Annotated in this window: 15 protein-coding genes; 10 read left to right on the forward strand and 5 right to left on the reverse strand. The window is 74.3% G+C overall.

The genetic code is table 11. The features are described from left to right. Window positions 1-3: 3 nt before the first annotated feature. The 6 genes from pgeF to H505_RS0136090 all read left to right on the forward strand — a co-directional run bounded on the left by pgeF (window position 4) and on the right by H505_RS0136090 (window position 4,895). Complete coding sequence (gene pgeF / locus H505_RS46585) at window positions 4-786, forward strand: peptidoglycan editing factor PgeF (RefSeq protein WP_051301577.1); 783 nt, start codon at window positions 4-6, stop codon at window positions 784-786. Then, window positions 783-1,496, forward strand: coding sequence for a YggS family pyridoxal phosphate-dependent enzyme (locus tag H505_RS0136070; RefSeq protein WP_026405838.1), 714 nt, complete (start codon window positions 783-785; stop codon window positions 1,494-1,496). The genes pgeF and H505_RS0136070 overlap by 4 nt, the downstream gene beginning before the upstream one ends. A 102-nt stretch (window positions 1,497-1,598) precedes the next feature. After that, entirely contained in the window at window positions 1,599-2,126 is a 528-nt protein-coding gene (locus tag H505_RS0136075; RefSeq protein WP_026405839.1) for a cell division protein SepF, read from the forward strand. Window positions 2,127-2,147: 21 nt separating this feature from the next. Further along, entirely contained in the window at window positions 2,148-2,432 is a 285-nt protein-coding gene (locus H505_RS0136080) for a YggT family protein (RefSeq protein ID WP_026405840.1), read from the forward strand. 49 nt (window positions 2,433-2,481) lie between these two features. Then, window positions 2,482-3,414 carry a DivIVA domain-containing protein gene (locus tag H505_RS0136085; RefSeq protein ID WP_026405841.1) on the forward strand — a complete coding sequence of 311 codons (933 nt, stop codon included), beginning with the start codon at window positions 2,482-2,484 and terminating at the stop codon, window positions 3,412-3,414. A gap of 143 nt (window positions 3,415-3,557) precedes the next feature. Further along, complete coding sequence (locus tag H505_RS0136090) at window positions 3,558-4,895, forward strand: hypothetical protein (protein ID WP_026405842.1); 1,338 nt, start codon at window positions 3,558-3,560, stop codon at window positions 4,893-4,895. A gap of 42 nt (window positions 4,896-4,937) precedes the next feature. On the opposite strand, the gene H505_RS46590 is transcribed toward H505_RS0136090, so the two are convergent. Next, complete coding sequence (locus H505_RS46590; protein WP_125620263.1) at window positions 4,938-5,657, reverse strand: DUF1707 SHOCT-like domain-containing protein; 720 nt, start codon at window positions 5,655-5,657, stop codon at window positions 4,938-4,940. Window positions 5,658-5,829: 172 nt separating this feature from the next. After that, entirely contained in the window at window positions 5,830-9,009 is a 3,180-nt protein-coding gene (ileS, locus tag H505_RS0136100) for an isoleucine--tRNA ligase (RefSeq protein ID WP_026405843.1), read from the reverse strand. Window positions 9,010-9,667: 658 nt separating this feature from the next. Here ileS and H505_RS0136105 point away from each other — a divergent pair. From H505_RS0136105 to H505_RS0136115, 3 genes are all read left to right on the forward strand, one after another. After that, the gene (locus H505_RS0136105) at window positions 9,668-10,066 is read left to right on the forward strand and encodes a TraR/DksA family transcriptional regulator (protein ID WP_026405844.1); all 399 of its coding nucleotides are present in this window, start codon (window positions 9,668-9,670) and stop codon (window positions 10,064-10,066) included. A 68-nt stretch (window positions 10,067-10,134) separates the two neighbouring features. After that, complete coding sequence (lspA, locus tag H505_RS46595) at window positions 10,135-10,752, forward strand: signal peptidase II (protein WP_051301536.1); 618 nt, start codon at window positions 10,135-10,137, stop codon at window positions 10,750-10,752. Then, a complete protein-coding gene (locus H505_RS0136115; protein WP_026405845.1) occupies window positions 10,752-11,684 on the forward strand; it encodes an RluA family pseudouridine synthase in 933 nt (310 codons plus the stop codon). The genes lspA and H505_RS0136115 overlap by 1 nt, the downstream gene beginning before the upstream one ends. 6 nt (window positions 11,685-11,690) lie before the next feature. Here H505_RS0136115 and H505_RS0136120 read toward each other — a convergent pair whose 3' ends face one another. From H505_RS0136120 to H505_RS0136130, 3 genes are all read right to left on the reverse strand, one after another. After that, window positions 11,691-12,002 carry an AzlD domain-containing protein gene (locus tag H505_RS0136120; RefSeq protein WP_026405846.1) on the reverse strand — a complete coding sequence of 104 codons (312 nt, stop codon included), beginning with the start codon at window positions 12,000-12,002 and terminating at the stop codon, window positions 11,691-11,693. Beyond that, a complete protein-coding gene (locus H505_RS0136125; RefSeq protein ID WP_425248280.1) occupies window positions 11,999-12,715 on the reverse strand; it encodes an AzlC family ABC transporter permease in 717 nt (238 codons plus the stop codon). The genes H505_RS0136120 and H505_RS0136125 overlap by 4 nt, the downstream gene beginning before the upstream one ends. Window positions 12,716-12,809: 94 nt before the next feature. Beyond that, the gene (locus tag H505_RS0136130) at window positions 12,810-13,238 is read right to left on the reverse strand and encodes a chorismate mutase (protein WP_084551190.1); all 429 of its coding nucleotides are present in this window, start codon (window positions 13,236-13,238) and stop codon (window positions 12,810-12,812) included. A gap of 305 nt (window positions 13,239-13,543) precedes the next feature. On the opposite strand from H505_RS0136130, the gene H505_RS46600 reads away from it, so the two are divergent. Further along, a complete protein-coding gene (locus H505_RS46600) occupies window positions 13,544-14,407 on the forward strand; it encodes an AraC family transcriptional regulator (RefSeq protein ID WP_341849586.1) in 864 nt (287 codons plus the stop codon). Window positions 14,408-14,428: the final 21 nt, after the last annotated feature.

A 14,428-nucleotide genomic window follows, 5' to 3' on the forward strand; every position in this document is an offset into this window, starting at 1 on the left:
CCCATCCACGGCGACACCGCCCCCGACGGCTCCGGCTCCGCCGCCTTCGCCTTCGCCCTCGGCGACGGCGTCCGCGCGGCGTTCACCGGCCGCGCCGGAGGCGTGAGCGAAGCCCCCTTCGACTCCCTCAACCTCGGCGGCGCGGTCGGCGACGACCCCGCCGCCGTCCGCGGCAACCGGAAGCGGGCCGCCGCCCGCCTCGGCGTCGATCCCGCGCGCACCGTCTGGATGCGGCAGGTGCACGGCGCCGACGTCGCGTACGTCACCGCCCCCGAAGACCTCGCCGACACCCCCGTCGACGCGATCGTCACGACCGTCCCCGGCCTCGCCCTCGCGGTCCTGGTCGCCGACTGCGCCCCCGTCCTGCTGGCCGACCCCGCCGCCGGCGTCGTCGGCGCCGCGCACTCCGGCCGCCCCGGCACCGCCGCGGGGGTCGTCCCCGCGCTGCTGGACCGGATGCGCGAGCACGGCGCCGACCCGTCCCGGACGGCCGCCGCCATCGGCCCCGCCGCGTGCGGCGGGTGCTACGAGGTCCCGGCCGCGATGCGCGACGAGGTCGCCGCCGCCGTGCCCGCCGCGCGCGCCACCACGTCCCGCGGCACCCCCGGGCTCGACATCCGCGCGGGCATCGCCGCGCAGCTCGCCGCGGCGGGCGTCACCGACGTCCGGACCGACCCCCGCTGCACCATCGAGGACCCGGACCTCTTCTCCTACCGCCGCGACGGCCGCACCGGCCGGTTCGCCGGCTACGTCTGGCTGACCGAACGCGAGGAACGCCCCCAGTGACCCCCGACGAGCGCCGCGCCGAACTGGCCGACGCCCTCGCCGCCGTCCGCGCGCGGGTCGCCGCCGCCTGCGCCGCCGCGGGCCGCGCCGAGGACGAGATCACGCTGATCGCGGTGACGAAGACCTTCCCCGCGTCCGACGTGCGGCTGCTGGCCGGACTCGGCCTCACCGAAGTCGGCGAGAACCGCGACCAGGAGGCCCGCCCGAAGGCCGCCGACTGCGCCGACCTGCCCCTCACCTGGCACTTCGTCGGCCGCCTGCAGACGAACAAGGCCCGCGCCGTCGCGGGCTACGCCGACGTCGTCCACTCGGTGGACCGGGCCCGCCTCGTCCGCGCGCTGTCGGACGCCGCCGACCGCGCCGGCCGGACGCTGCGCTGTCTGGTGCAGGTCTCCCTGGACGAGGCCGAACGGCGGGAGGGGCGCGGCGGCGCCGCACCCGGGGACGTCCCGGGCCTCGCCGACGCGATCGCGGAGGCCCCCGGGCTGGACCTCGGCGGGGTGATGGCGGTCGCGCCGCTCGGCGCCGACCCGGCGCCCGCGTTCGACCGGCTCGCGGAGGTCGCGGCGGGGGTCCGCCGAAACCATCCGGGTGCTTCGATCGTTTCCGCGGGTATGAGCGGTGATCTGGAACAGGCGATCGCGTGCGGCGCGACACACCTCAGGATCGGTACGGCGTTGCTCGGCGGCCGACGGGCAATCGTCAGGTAATGTCCCCCCAGTGGGACCTGCCGGAACGCGGGCCACGCAGACGGACGGTCACCCGCGGCGACGGACGCGCCGGAGCCGCGGCCACAGGACACGGAGGGGCGTATGGCCAGCGCGATGCGCAAGATGGCGGTCTACCTCGGCCTGGTGGAGGACGACCGTTACGACGACAGGTACGACGAGTACGACGTCTACGACGATGAGACCGACCCCGGGGAGGGGCGCCGCCGCGAGGACGAATCCGGCGGTCAGCTTACCCGAGCCGAGGACGAACCGGACCGTGATCGGGAGCATCACGCCCCGTCCACCGTCGAGCGACGCTCCGTGGCGCTCTACGAGAGCGGTACCACCGACCTTGCGCGCATCACTACGCTGCACCCGAGGACCTACAACGAGGCGAGGACCATCGGGGAGCACTTCCGTGAGGGAACACCGGTGATCATGAACCTGACCGAGATGGTCGACAGCGACGCCAAGCGTCTCGTCGATTTCGCGGCGGGTCTCGTGTTCGGCCTGCACGGGAGCATCGAGCGTGTTACGAACAAGGTGTTCCTCCTGTCGCCCGCCAACGTGGAGGTGACGGCGGAGGACAAGGCCCGTATGGCAGAACGAGGGTTCTTCAACCAGAGCTGAGATCCAGATGCGAGAGTATCCGTGAACATCGTTTGGGCCGCGATCGAGGCCGTACTGATCCTCTTCCTCCTGCTGCTGATCGGGAGGTTGATCCTGGAGCTCCTGCAGCAGTTCGCCCGGCAGTGGCGGCCGACGGGGGTGGTGCTGGTGATCGCCGAGACGGTCTACACCGTCACCGACCCGCCGCTGAAGTTCCTGAGGCGTTACATTCCGCCGGTACGGCTGGGTAACGTGTCGCTGGACCTCAGCTTCACCGTCCTCTTCTTTGTGGTCTGGATCTTGATCATCTTCGTACCGGGGCTCTGATCGGATACCGTCCTTTGGGACAGACTCCAAGCGCGCCAAGGAGACGAACATGCCGCTGACACCCGCCGATGTGCGGAACAAGCAGTTCAGTACCACCAGGCTGAGGCCGGGGTACGACGAGGAGGAGGTGGACGCCTTCCTCGACGAGGTCGAGGCCGAGCTCGACCGCCTCATCCAGGAGAACGAGGAACTGCGGGCCAAGCTGGCCGAGTGCCTTCGCGGCAAGGTTCCCGCCATGGCCGCTCCCATCGTGGAGCCGAAGCCGGACGTCCAGAAGATCCCCGAGCCCCCCCGGCCCGAGCCGCAGCCGCCGGCGCCGCCCCAGCCGATGCAGCAGCAGCCCGAGCCCGAGCCCGCCCTCGGCGGCCTCGGCATGGCCGCCGCGCCGTCCGGCGGCGAGGACAACATGGACACCGCCGCCCGCGTGCTCGCGCTGGCGCAGCAGACCGCCGACCAGGCGATCGCGGACGCCCGCCGCGAGGCCGACGAGACGCTCGGCCGCGCCCGCCGCGAGGCGGAGGAGATCCTCGGCAAGGCCCGCCGGCAGGCCGACCAGATCGTCAGCGAGGCCCGCTCCCGCGCCGAGGCCCTCGACCGGGACGCCCAGGAGCGCCACCGCCAGGTCATGGGCTCGCTCGTGCAGCAGCGCGAGGAACTCGAGCGCGAGGTCGACAACCTCCGCGCGTTCGAGCGCGAGTACCGCAGCCGTTTGAAGGTGTACCTGGAGGGCCAGCTCCGCGACCTCGAGGCCGGCAGCACCGAGACCGGCGCGTTCGCGGCCGTCCCCGGCGCCCCCGGGCAGCCGCAGAACTCCGGTCCGCAGACCGGCCCGCAGAACGCCGTCCCGCAGGGCGAGAACCGCAACGGCGCGGCCCCCGGCGGCTTCCCGCCGCCGGCCGAGCACGGCCCGCAGCAGGTGCAGCACTCGGCGACCGGCGCGTTCCACTCCGGTGGGGACAACCCGCCGCACGAGAGGCGCTGACGCGGGCACCGCAGGCGATAGGGTCTTTCCGTCCGCCGCGCCGAGGATGGCACCGCCGCCATCCCGGCGGCGCCGCGGCGGGTCGATCACCGGGCCCTCGGGCGGCCCGGAGCCGAGCGGTCTGAACGAGGGGGAGAGACCCTGTGATCATCCTGAGTGGCGTGCTCGTGGTGGCGGCCATCGCCCTGCTCGTCGCGGGAATCGTCGCGGGCAACGGCGACAGCGCCCAGGTCTTCGGCCTGGACGCGCTGGTGGTGATCTACATCTCCATCGGCGTCAGCATCGTCTCCGCACTGTGCCTGGCCATCGGGGTGTTCCTGCGGCGCAAGGAGCTGTTCGGCCCGGGCGTCTCCACGGCGCCCGCGAAGAAGCGCAAGCCGCGCCGCGAGAAGCGCGCCAAGCCGGTTCCGGCCGCGACCGCCGCCGCCCCCGGGGCCGCCAAGCCCGCCGGGGCGCCGGAACCGCACGACGACGCCGTCGAGATCCCGGCCCAGCCGGTCGACGTGCCCGACGACGCGCTGGTGTTCGTCGTCCGCGGCCGCAAGCGCTACCACCTGGACACCTGCCGCCAGCTCGCCGGCCGCGAGACCGAGGAGCTGACCTACGCGGAGGCCCGCGAGGAGGGCTTCAGCTCCTGCACCGCCTGCATGCCGGACACCGCACTGGCGGCGCGCGCCAAGACGGAGCCGAAGGCCGGCGGGGACAAGGAGCCGAAGCCCGGCCAGGGCAAGGAGCCGGTGAAGGCCGCGGAGCGGTCCGGCGCGGAGGAGAACGGCCTCGCGGGCCTCGCCCGCCCCGCCCCGACGTCGCTGGACGTGACCGCGGAACTGCCGCGCGACGACGCGGGGGAGAAGCCGAAGCGCACCCCCGCGGGCCCGACGCTGATGGACCTGCCCGTCGCCGACCTCGTCCAGGAGAAGCCCCGCGAGTCCGAGAAGCCCGCCGCGCGGGACCGGGCCGCCGAGGGCGAGCAGGACGGGCGTAAGAAGACCGGCCTCGAGAAGACCGGCCGCGAGAAGACCGGTAAGGCCGAGACGGCGGAGAGCGCGGCGCCGGAGCCGGCGAAGGACGACGCGAAGCCGGAGAAGGCGGAGACGCCGGAGAAGACGGAATCGCGGGCGAAGGCGGAGAAGGCGGAGAAGGCGGCGGGTGAGGCGTCCCCGGCGGACGCCACCGCCGAACTCGACACGGCCGCTCCGCGTCCCCGTGGCGCCGGGGAGCCGGACGAGACCGCCGAGGTGCCGCGGCAGGCGTCCGAGCCCGCCGCCGAGGAGTCCGCCGCGGCGGAACCGGACGGCGACGACCCGCAGGTCCGCATCCTGAGCGGCACCAAGCGCTACCACCGCACCGACTGCGCCCTCATTGAGGACATCGGTGACGAGGCGGACGACCTGGAGGCGCTGTCCCGCACCGAGGCGAAGGCCCGCGGCTGCACGCCCTGCCTCGTCTGCCAGCCGGACCGCGAGCGCGCCCGCGACTGACGTCCGTCCCGCCGGTGTCCGTCCCGCCGCCGGCCGTCCCCGTCAGTGGTGGCGGCGGCGGTGGTGCTCGGTCAGCCGGTGGTGCCGCTCGGTGTGGCGGTCCATCGCCCGGCGGTGCCGCTCCTCCAGCCGGTCGCGCCGCGAGCCGGGCTCGTCGGCCTCCTTGCGCTCGACGGTGACGCCGGAGAGCAGGACCAGCCCGGTCAGCCGGACCACGGGGGCGTCCGCGTCGACGACGTCGTCCTCGGGCAGGGAGTTCCCGCCGAGGACGGCCGTGGTGGAGTCGACGACCCGCACCCCCGGCGGCACGGTGAGGGCCACGCCGCCCATGACCGCCGTGATGTTCAGCGTGACCTCGGAGGAGCTGAGGACGGCGCGGCGGAAGTCCAGTTCGATGCCGCCGAGCAGGGCGACGACCGTGGTGTGCTCCTTCACGAGCCAGCGCCCGGAGCGGGTCGCGCCCGATAGGACGGCCACGACGCTCCCCGGGTGCTCGGTGGGCGGCGCGGCCGGCGCGCCCTCCTTGCGGAGGTTGACGCGCGGGCCGGGCGCCGCACCCGAGGGCAGGTCGCTGAGGAGGGGCTCCAGGTCCGCGTAGGTCTTGGCGCGGTACGCGGCGTCGATGCGCTCGGCGTGCTCCTCGGCCGTGATCCGCCCCTCGGCCAGGGCCTCGCGGAGGCGGTCGGCGACCTCGTCGCGGTCGGCGTCGGACGCCCGCAGCCGTGCGGGGTCCTGTCCGGATGGGTGCTCGGGAAGGTTCACCCGTCCATCATGGCAAAACGCGATGCATCTCGAAAACCCGTGATGCGGCGCCGTCCCGTTCCGGCCGAAACTTACTTTGTCAAGGCGGTGGCCGGTGGGGCACCGCGGGGGGGGAGGGACGAGGAACGCGGGGGTTCCGGGAGGGGTCGTCCCGGCCCGGAACCCCCGCGGATCACACCGCTTTACGGAGCCAGTAGCCGAGGCCCAGCTCGTCGTCGCGCCCGCCCTCGACGCCGTCGGGGCGGCCCTCGGCGACGGACGTGGCGAGGACCTCCGCGGCCAGCTCGGCGCCGTGGGCGCGCAGCGCCTCGGCGAGGTCGGTGCCGGCGGCCTCCCACCACAGCTCGATCCGGTCGGTCACCTCGAGCCCGGCGGCCTTGCGGGCCTCCTGGACGAGCCGGACGGCCTCGCGCACGAGACCGGCGCGGCGCAGCTCGGGCGTGATCGTGAGGTCGAAGGCGATGGTCTCGCCCGCGGCGCTCTCCACCGCCCAGCCGCTGCGCGGCCGCTCGGTGACGATCACGTCGTCGGCCGTGAGGCGCACGGTGCCGAGGTCGGCGGCGTCCACCTCGGCGGCGCCGTCCTCGCGCAGGGACCGGACGAGCGCGGCGGCCTCGGCGGACGTGACGGCCTTGGCGACCTTCGGGGTGTCCTTGGCGTACCGCTTGCCGAGCTCGCGGAAGTTCGGCTTGACCTCGTACTCGACGAGGTCGCCGCCGATGGAGGAGAGCTCCTCGAACGCCTGGACGTTCAGCTCCTCGGCGATCTGGGCGCGCAGCTGCTCGGGCAGGGCGGCCCAGCCGGCCGCGCCGACGAGGGCGCGGCCGAGCGGCTGGCGGGTCCGGACGCCGCTCGCGGCGCGGGCGGACCGGCCGAGCTCGACGAGCCGCCGGACGAGCGCCATCTGCTCGGTGAGCACGGGGTCCAGGAGGTCCTCGCGGACGGCCGGGAACTCGGTGAGGTGCACCGACTCGGGCGCGTCGGCGGGCCGGACGACGTCCCACACGTGGTCGGTGACGAACGGGACCATCGGCGCCATGAGGCGGGTGAGGGTCTCCAGGCACTCGTACAGGGTCGCGAAGGCGGCGGCGCCGTCGGGCGTCTCGGGGCCCTCCCAGAACCGCTTGCGGGAGCGCCGCACGTACCAGTTGGACAGGTCGTCGACGAACTCGGCGAGGCGGCGCCCGGCGCGGGCGGTGTCGAACCGGTCGAGGGCGGCGTCGACCTCGCCGACGGTGCGGTGCAGTTCGGCGAGCGCCCACCGGTCGAGGAGCGGGCGGTCGGCCGGGTCGGGCGCCTCGCCCATCCGGTCGGGCGTCCAGGCCCGGCCCTGCGCCGCCGCGGCGTTCGCGTACAGGACGAAGAACGACGCGGTGTTCCAGTAGGTGAGGAGCACCTTGCGGACGATCTCCTCGAGCGCGCCGTGGCCGACCCGGCGGGACGCCCAGGGCAGACCGTTGGCGAGCATGAACCAGCGGAGCGCGTCGGCGCCGTGCTCGTCCATGAGCGGGATCGGGCGGAGCACGTTGCCGAGGTGCTTGCTCATCTTGCGGCCGTCCTCGGCGAGGATCAGCCCGAGGCACAGGACGTTCTCGTAGGACGACCGGTCGAACACGAGCGTGCCGACGGCCATCAGGGAGTAGAACCAGCCGCGCGTCTGGTCCTGGGCCTCGCAGATGTACTGCGCGGGGTAGGACGCCTCGAAGACGTCCTTGTTGCGGTGGGGGGCGCCCCACTGGGCGAACGGCATCGAGCCGGAGTCGTACCAGGCGTCGATCACGTCGGGGACGCGGCGGGCCTCGGCGCCGCAGGACGGGCAGGGGAACACGACGTCGTCGACGTACGGGCGGTGCGGGTCGAGCGCGGACATGTCGGAGCCGGCGAGCTCGCCGAGTTCGGCGAGGGACTCGACGCAGGTGACGTGCTCCTCGTTCGCACCGCAGACCCACAGCGGCAGGGGGGTGCCCCAGTAGCGGCTGCGGGACAGCGACCAGTCGACGTTGTTGCGCAGCCATTCGCCGTAGCGGCCGTGCTTGACGGTCTCGGGGAACCAGTTCGTCTTCTCGTTCTCCTCGAGCAGCCGGTCCTTGATCTGCGTGGTGCGGATGTACCAGGCGGGGAGCGCGTAGTAGAGGAGCGGCGTGTGGCAGCGCCAGCAGTGCGGGTAGCTGTGCTCGAAGTGGCCGCCCCGGTAGAGGAGTTCGCGGGCGCGCAGATCGTCGGTGAGGGCCTCGTCGGCGTCCTTGAAGAACTTCCCGCCGACCAGGGGCACCTCGCGCAGGAACCGGCCGTCCGGCCCGATGGGGTTGACGATGGGCATGCCGTAGTTCTTGCAGACGGTCATGTCGTCCGCGCCGAACGCGGGCGCCTGGTGGACGAGCCCCGTGCCGTCCTCGACGGTGACGTAGTCGCCGAGGACGACGTAGTGGGCGTCCGGGATGTCGACGAGGTCGAACGGGCGCCGGTACGGGGTCCGTTCGAGTTCGGTGCCCCGGTAGGCGGCGAGCCGTTCGGCGCCCTCGCCGAGGACCTGCTCGACCAGGGGTTCGGCGACGACGAGGACCTCGTCGGACCCGGCGGGCCGTGCGGCGACGTAGGTGACGTCGGGGTGGACGGCGACGGCGGTGTTCGACACGAGCGTCCACGGCGTCGTCGTCCAGATGAGCAGGGCGGCGCCGAGGTCGGCGAGCGGGCCGGACGTCACCGGCATCCGCACGTACACCGACGGGCTGGTGACCTCCTCGTACCCGCCGGGCTGGCCGAGTTCGTGGTCGGACAGGCCGGTGCCGCAGCGCGGGCAGTACGGGGTGATGCGGAAGTCGCGGAACAGCAGCCCCTTGTCGAAGATCTGCTTGAGGGACCACCAGACGGCCTCGACGTACTGGGGGTCCATCGTGCGGTACGCCTGGGCCGTGTCGACCCAGAAGCCCATCCGCTCGGACATCTCCTCGAAGGCGTCGACGTGCCGCAGGACGGACTCGCGGCAGCGGGCGTTGAACTCCGCGACCCCGTACTCCTCGATGTCCTTCTTGCCGGTGAGGCCGAGTTCCTTCTCCACGGCGACCTCGACGGGCAGGCCGTGGCAGTCCCAGCCGGCCTTGCGGGGGACGTGGTAGCCCTTCATGGTGCGGTAGCGCGGGAAGACGTCCTTGAAGACCCGGGCTTCGACGTGGTGCACGCCGGGCATGCCGTTGGCGGTGGGCGGCCCCTCGTAGAACAGCCAGCGGGGGCCGGACGCGGTGCGCTCCAGCGACCGCTCGAAGACCTTGTTCTCCTGCCAGCGGCGCAGCATGTCCCGCTCGAGGGCGGGCAGATCGACCTGCGCGGGCAGTGGCCGGAAACCTCGGCTCACGGTGGCGGACCTCCGGATCGACGTGAAAACGAGCCTGCACGTGTCCGGAGGGACGAGACGCGCGCCCGGATCGTCCGGACGGGCCCCGCGGTACCACCCTCCTTGACCGCGCCGGGACGGCGCGGACCGCTTCGTTCGAGCCGCGGCGACCGGGTCTACTGGGCCCCGTGCGGTCGGGGCGGTTCTTCCGGAGGGCTCCGGGGTGATCAGACCGCCGTGCCGGCCCCCGGGCTCGCACCGTCCCCGGGTCGCTCATGGCTGCGTGCGGCGGCAGGTGTCCCCATCATCGCCTGCTGCGGCTGCGTGTCCCCGACTTTAACGCACCGGGGGGCCGTCCTCTTCCGGTTATCGGCGGGACGGCCGTTCGTCCGCCATGGTTCCTTTCCGAGGATTCGGTGATCCCTGGGGTTTCCGGAAACTCGGGCGAGGGGCATAAGCGGTCGGTAACGATCCGAGGTCGTCGTCGACCTTGCCCGTGAAGGGGGACACCATGCCCGGACTGCCCACCGAGGCGATCAGCGTGACGGAGGCCGGCGCGGCGGCCGGGACGGGCGAGACCCGCGCCGGGGCGGCGACGAAGACGAAACCGGCGGCGAAACCGGCGGCCCGGCCGCGGGGCGTCGGGAAGGCGCGGCGGGGCGCGGGGGCGCGCGGCGCGGTGCCGGACGCCGCGGGCCTGCCGGTCCGCAAGGGGGAGGAGCTCTGGACGCCGGACGAGCTGGCGGAGGTGCGGGCCGGGCTGGAGGAGCAGATCACGGAGTTGCGCGCCGACATCGCCACGTCGGCGAGCCAGATCGCCGAGGGCGACCCCAGCGAGGGCGCCGGCGACGACCAGGCCGACGCGGGCGCGAAGACGTACGCGCGCGAGCACGAGCTGGCCCTCGCGTACAATTCGCAGGACCTGCTCGCGCAGAGCGAGCGGGCCGTCCAGCGGATGGACGCCGGCACGTACGGCATCTGCGAGGTCTGCGGTGAACCGATCGGCAAGGCGCGACTTCAGGTGTTCCCCCGTGCGACCCTGTGTGTGACATGCAAACAACGCGAGGAACGTCGCTGAGCGACTCAACGAACCCAGAGGGCGAGGCCGGGGAATCCACGGGATCTCCTCGGCCGCGCCGTGTCGGCGTGCTGGCCGTGGTGGCCGTCCTGGCGCTCGCCGCCGACATCGTGACCAAGATCGTCGTGGTGGCGACGCTCCAGAACGAGGAGCCGATCCGGCTGCTCGGCGGGCTGCTCACGCTGCGCGAGACCCGCAACAGCGGCGCCGCGTTCTCGATCGGCACCGGCTACACGATCGTCTTCACCCTGATCGCGTCCGGGGTGGTCGTGGCGATCATCTGGACGGGCCGCAACCTGCGGAGCCTGCCGTGGGCGGTCTGCCTCGGCCTGATGCTCGGCGGCGCGCTGGGCAACCTGGTGGACCGGGTGTTCCGTGCGCCCGCGCCGCTGGAGGGCCACGTCGTCGACTGGATCCAGGTGCCGAACTGGCCGGTGTTCAACCTGGCCGACTCGGCGGTGGTCTGCGGCGGCGTCCTGGCCGTGATCCTGGCGGCGCGCGGCCTCCAGCTGGACGGCACCCGCATCACCGGCGACAAGGACGGCGAGGACGGCGAGGGCGGCGCCGCCGCGGCGGCCGAGCCCGCGAAGCCGAAGCCGTCCGATGCGAAGCCGTCGGACGCGGAGCCGACCGACGCGGAGCCCGCGGAGGAGCGGGACGCGCGGACGCCGGGGGACGAGTCCTGATGGGCGAGACGCGCAGCCTCCACGTCCCGGACGGGCTGGAGGGGGAGCGGGCCGACGCGGCGCTGTCGCGGCTGTTCGGGCTGTCCCGGGGCCGGGCCGCCGACATCATCGCCGCGGGCGATGTCCTGCTGGACGGGCGCGCGCTGGAGACCAAGTCCGAGCGCCTGCAGGCGGGGACGTGGCTGGAGGTGACGCTGCCGCCGCCGCCCGCGCCGCCCGCGCCCGTCGCCGAGCCGGTCCCGGGGATGGGCATCCTGTTCGAGGACGACGACATCGTCGTGATCGACAAGCCGATCGGCGTCGCGGCGCACCCCACGACCGGCTGGACGGGCCCGACCGTCCTCGGCGGGCTGCTCGGCGCCGGGCACACGATCGCGACGAGCGGCGCGTCCGAGCGGCAGGGCATCGTGCACCGGCTGGACGCCAACACCACGGGCGCGATGGTGGTGGCCAAGAGCGAGAGCGCCTACTCGCACCTCAAGCGCGCGTTCCGCGACCGCCGCGTCGACAAGCGGTACCGGGCGCTCGTCCAAGGCCATCCGGACCCGTTCCGCGGGACGGTCGACGCGCCGATCGACCGGCACCCGTCGGGCGACGGGCGGTTCGCGGTGGTGGCGGGCGGGAAGCCGTCGGTGACGCACTACGACACGGTCGAGGCGTTCCGGGCGGCGACGCTGCTCGACATCGGGCTGGAGACGGGCCGCACGCACCAGATCCGGGTGCACATGTCGGCGATCAAGCACCCGTGCGCGGGCGACCACCTCTACGGGGCCGACCCGACGCTGGCGGCGCGCCTGGGCCTCACGCGGCAGTGGCTGCACGCCGCGCGGCTCGGGTTCGAGCATCCCGCGACGGGCCAGTGGGTCGAGTTCGAGAGCCCCTACCCGGACGACCTCGCGCGCGCGCTCGAGATCGTCGAGTCGGAGTCCTGAGCGGGCTCACGCCCCCAGCAGCCGGAGCCCGGCGGTGGTCGCGGCCGCGATGCCCAGCACCACCAGGAACGGGGCGCGCAGCAGCAGCGCCGCGACCGCCGCGCCGAGCCCGGCGATCCGGGCCGGGTCGAACTCCAGGGACCGCCCGTCGGCGAACGCCTGCACGGCGATCAGCGCGGTCAGCAGCGCGACCGGGACGAGTTCGGTGAACCGCCGCACGCGCGGGTCGTCCAGCACGGACTGCGGCGCGACGAGCCCGGCGAACTTCAGCGCGTAGCAGCCGAGCGCGGTGGCGAGGACCGCGATCCAGACGCTCATGCGGACTCCTCCCGGCGGAGCAGGGCGGGCAGGACCGCCACGGCGGCGAGCATGACGGGCACCCCGGGCGGCAGCAGCGGCGTCGTCGCGAGCGCGACGGCGGCGGCCGCGAGCGCCACCCGGGCCTCGGTGCGCCCGGCGGTGAGGCGCGGCCACAGCAGCGCCAGGAACGCCGCCGGTCCGAGCACGTCCAGGCCGAGGGCGTCCGGGTCGCCGATCCGCCCGGCGCCGACCGCGCCGGCCAGCGTGGTGAGGTTCCAGGCGACGTAGATGGTGATCGCCGTCGTGTAGAAGCCGGCGCGGGCGGACGCCTTGTCCGGCTGGGCGGTCGCGACGGCGGTGGTCTCGTCGATGACGACGTGCGCGGTGAGCGGCAGCCGCGCGCCGCGCACGTCGAGCGTCCGCGCGAGCCGCAGCCCGTAGAGGGCGTTGCGGCCGCCGAGCAGCACCGCGCCGAGGGATCCGGCGACGAGGCCGCCGCCCCCGCCGATGACGCCGATCAGCGCGAACTGGGACGCGCCGGTGAACGCCAGCAGGCTCAGCACGCACGCCTGCGCGACGGTCAGGCCCGCGGTGACGGCCGCGGCGCCGAACGCCAGGCCGGACACGCCGACGGCGACGCCCACGCCCAGGCCGTCCCGGATCGCCGCGGAGCGCGCGTCGCCGGACGGGGCCGCGGCGTCGCCGTCCCTCCGGGTGTTCGCCATGGTCATGCCTCCGACGTTAGGCGGGGCCGCGCGGGGCGTATTGAACGTTCTTGCGGCCTTCCCGCTCGGTGCTTCCGTGCGGCGCCCGTCACACGTCCGGTCATGTGCGGGACGCCTCGACCGCGTCGAGTCCGGCCTCGATGACGGCGGTCATGATCCGGGCGAGCCGTTCGGCGCCCAGCGACGGCGCGTGCTCGGCCATCGCCGCGGCGATGGCGCGCTCGCGCTCGGGGTCCCGTCCGGCGAACCCGCCGACGGGCTTGAGCCGCTGGACGACGCCCGCGACGGCGACGCGGCGCTCCAGCAGCGCGGCGAGCGCGGCGTCGATCCCGTCGATGGCGGCCCGCGCGTCCCCGACGGTCGTGAGTCCCGCCACGTCGGGCAGGACGACCCGCACCACGTCCGCACCGTCGCCCGCGCCGGTCGGGGCGGGGACGCCGGGCGGTGCGGCCGCGGAAGGTGCGGCCGCGGGGGGTTCGGTCGCGGGGGGTTCGGTCGGCGTGCCGGGGGCGGTGACCGGGTCGTTCATGTGCGCGTTCCCTCTCTGGCGGGCCCCGGTCGGGGCGGGCCGTGAAGGGGGAGTCCGGGCCGCCCGGTCGGGGAAGTGTCGTTCCACGAGAAAAGGCAGAGCCCAGGGGGGGCTCTGCCTCGGCCGGCTCCGGGGGTCGTCGCTCAGGTGCGCGCGTCGACCGGCTCGGTCGGAGCCGGCTCGGTAAACGCGGTATAGCGACGGTCCATGCCGACGATGGTAGGCGGGACGGCCGGGGGCGCGTCAAATCCCGGGACGGCTCGTCTCGTGTCGTGAGACAGGAGGCGGTGGCTAGCATGTCGGGCATGGGGGGAGAGGTCGCGCATTACTGGCGGCATCCCGCGCTGCCCGACGTCGGCCTGCTGCGGGCACGGTACGTGACGCACCGGTTCTCGCGGCACGTCCACGACGGGTACGCGATCGGGGTCATCCTCCGCGGGGTGGAGGAGTTCGAGCATCCGGGGGGCATCGAGCGGGCCGGGCGCGGCGCGGTCGTCGCCGTCAACCCGGGCACCGTCCACACCGGGCAGGCGGGGGAGCCCGACGGCTGGGCGTACCGCATGACCTACCCGTCGGTCGCGGTCCTCGCGGAGATCGCTGCCGAGCTGGGCCTGCCGCGCGGCACGCCCGCGTTCCCGAGCCCGGTCCTGGACGATCCGGACGCGGCGCGGCGGCTGCGCGCCGTCCACCGGGCGGGGGAGCGGGGCGACGCGCTCGCCGCCTCCACGATGCTGCGGACGGCCTACGCGGCGTTGCTGCGGCGGCACGCGGCCCGGTACCCGGCGGCCGGGGCGCCGGCCGCGCCGCCCGCCCTGCCGCGGGTGGTCCGGGACGCGCGGGACCTGCTGCACGCGCGCCTGGTCGACCCGCCGGCGCTGGAGGAGCTGGCCGCGGCGGTCGGGGCCCGGCCGTTCCCGCTGCTGCGGGCGTTCCGGGAGGCCACGGGCCTGCCGCCGCACGCGTACCTGAACCAGGCGCGGGTCCGCGCGGCGGCCGCGCTGCTGGACGAGGGGCTGCGGCCGGGCGAGGTCGCCGCCCGCACCGGGTTCGCCGACCAGGCGCACCTGACGCGCCATTTCAAGCGCACCATGGGCGTCCCGCCGGGCGCCTACCGGGCCGCTCGGGGGTTCGGGAGTGTCGGGTCCCGGGAGACCCGAGAAGAGGGTTAAGGTTTCAGGACCGCGTCGCCC

It is taken from the genome of Actinomadura rifamycini DSM 43936, from assembly GCF_000425065.1.
GTDB lineage: Bacteria > Actinomycetota > Actinomycetes > Streptosporangiales > Streptosporangiaceae > Spirillospora > Spirillospora rifamycini.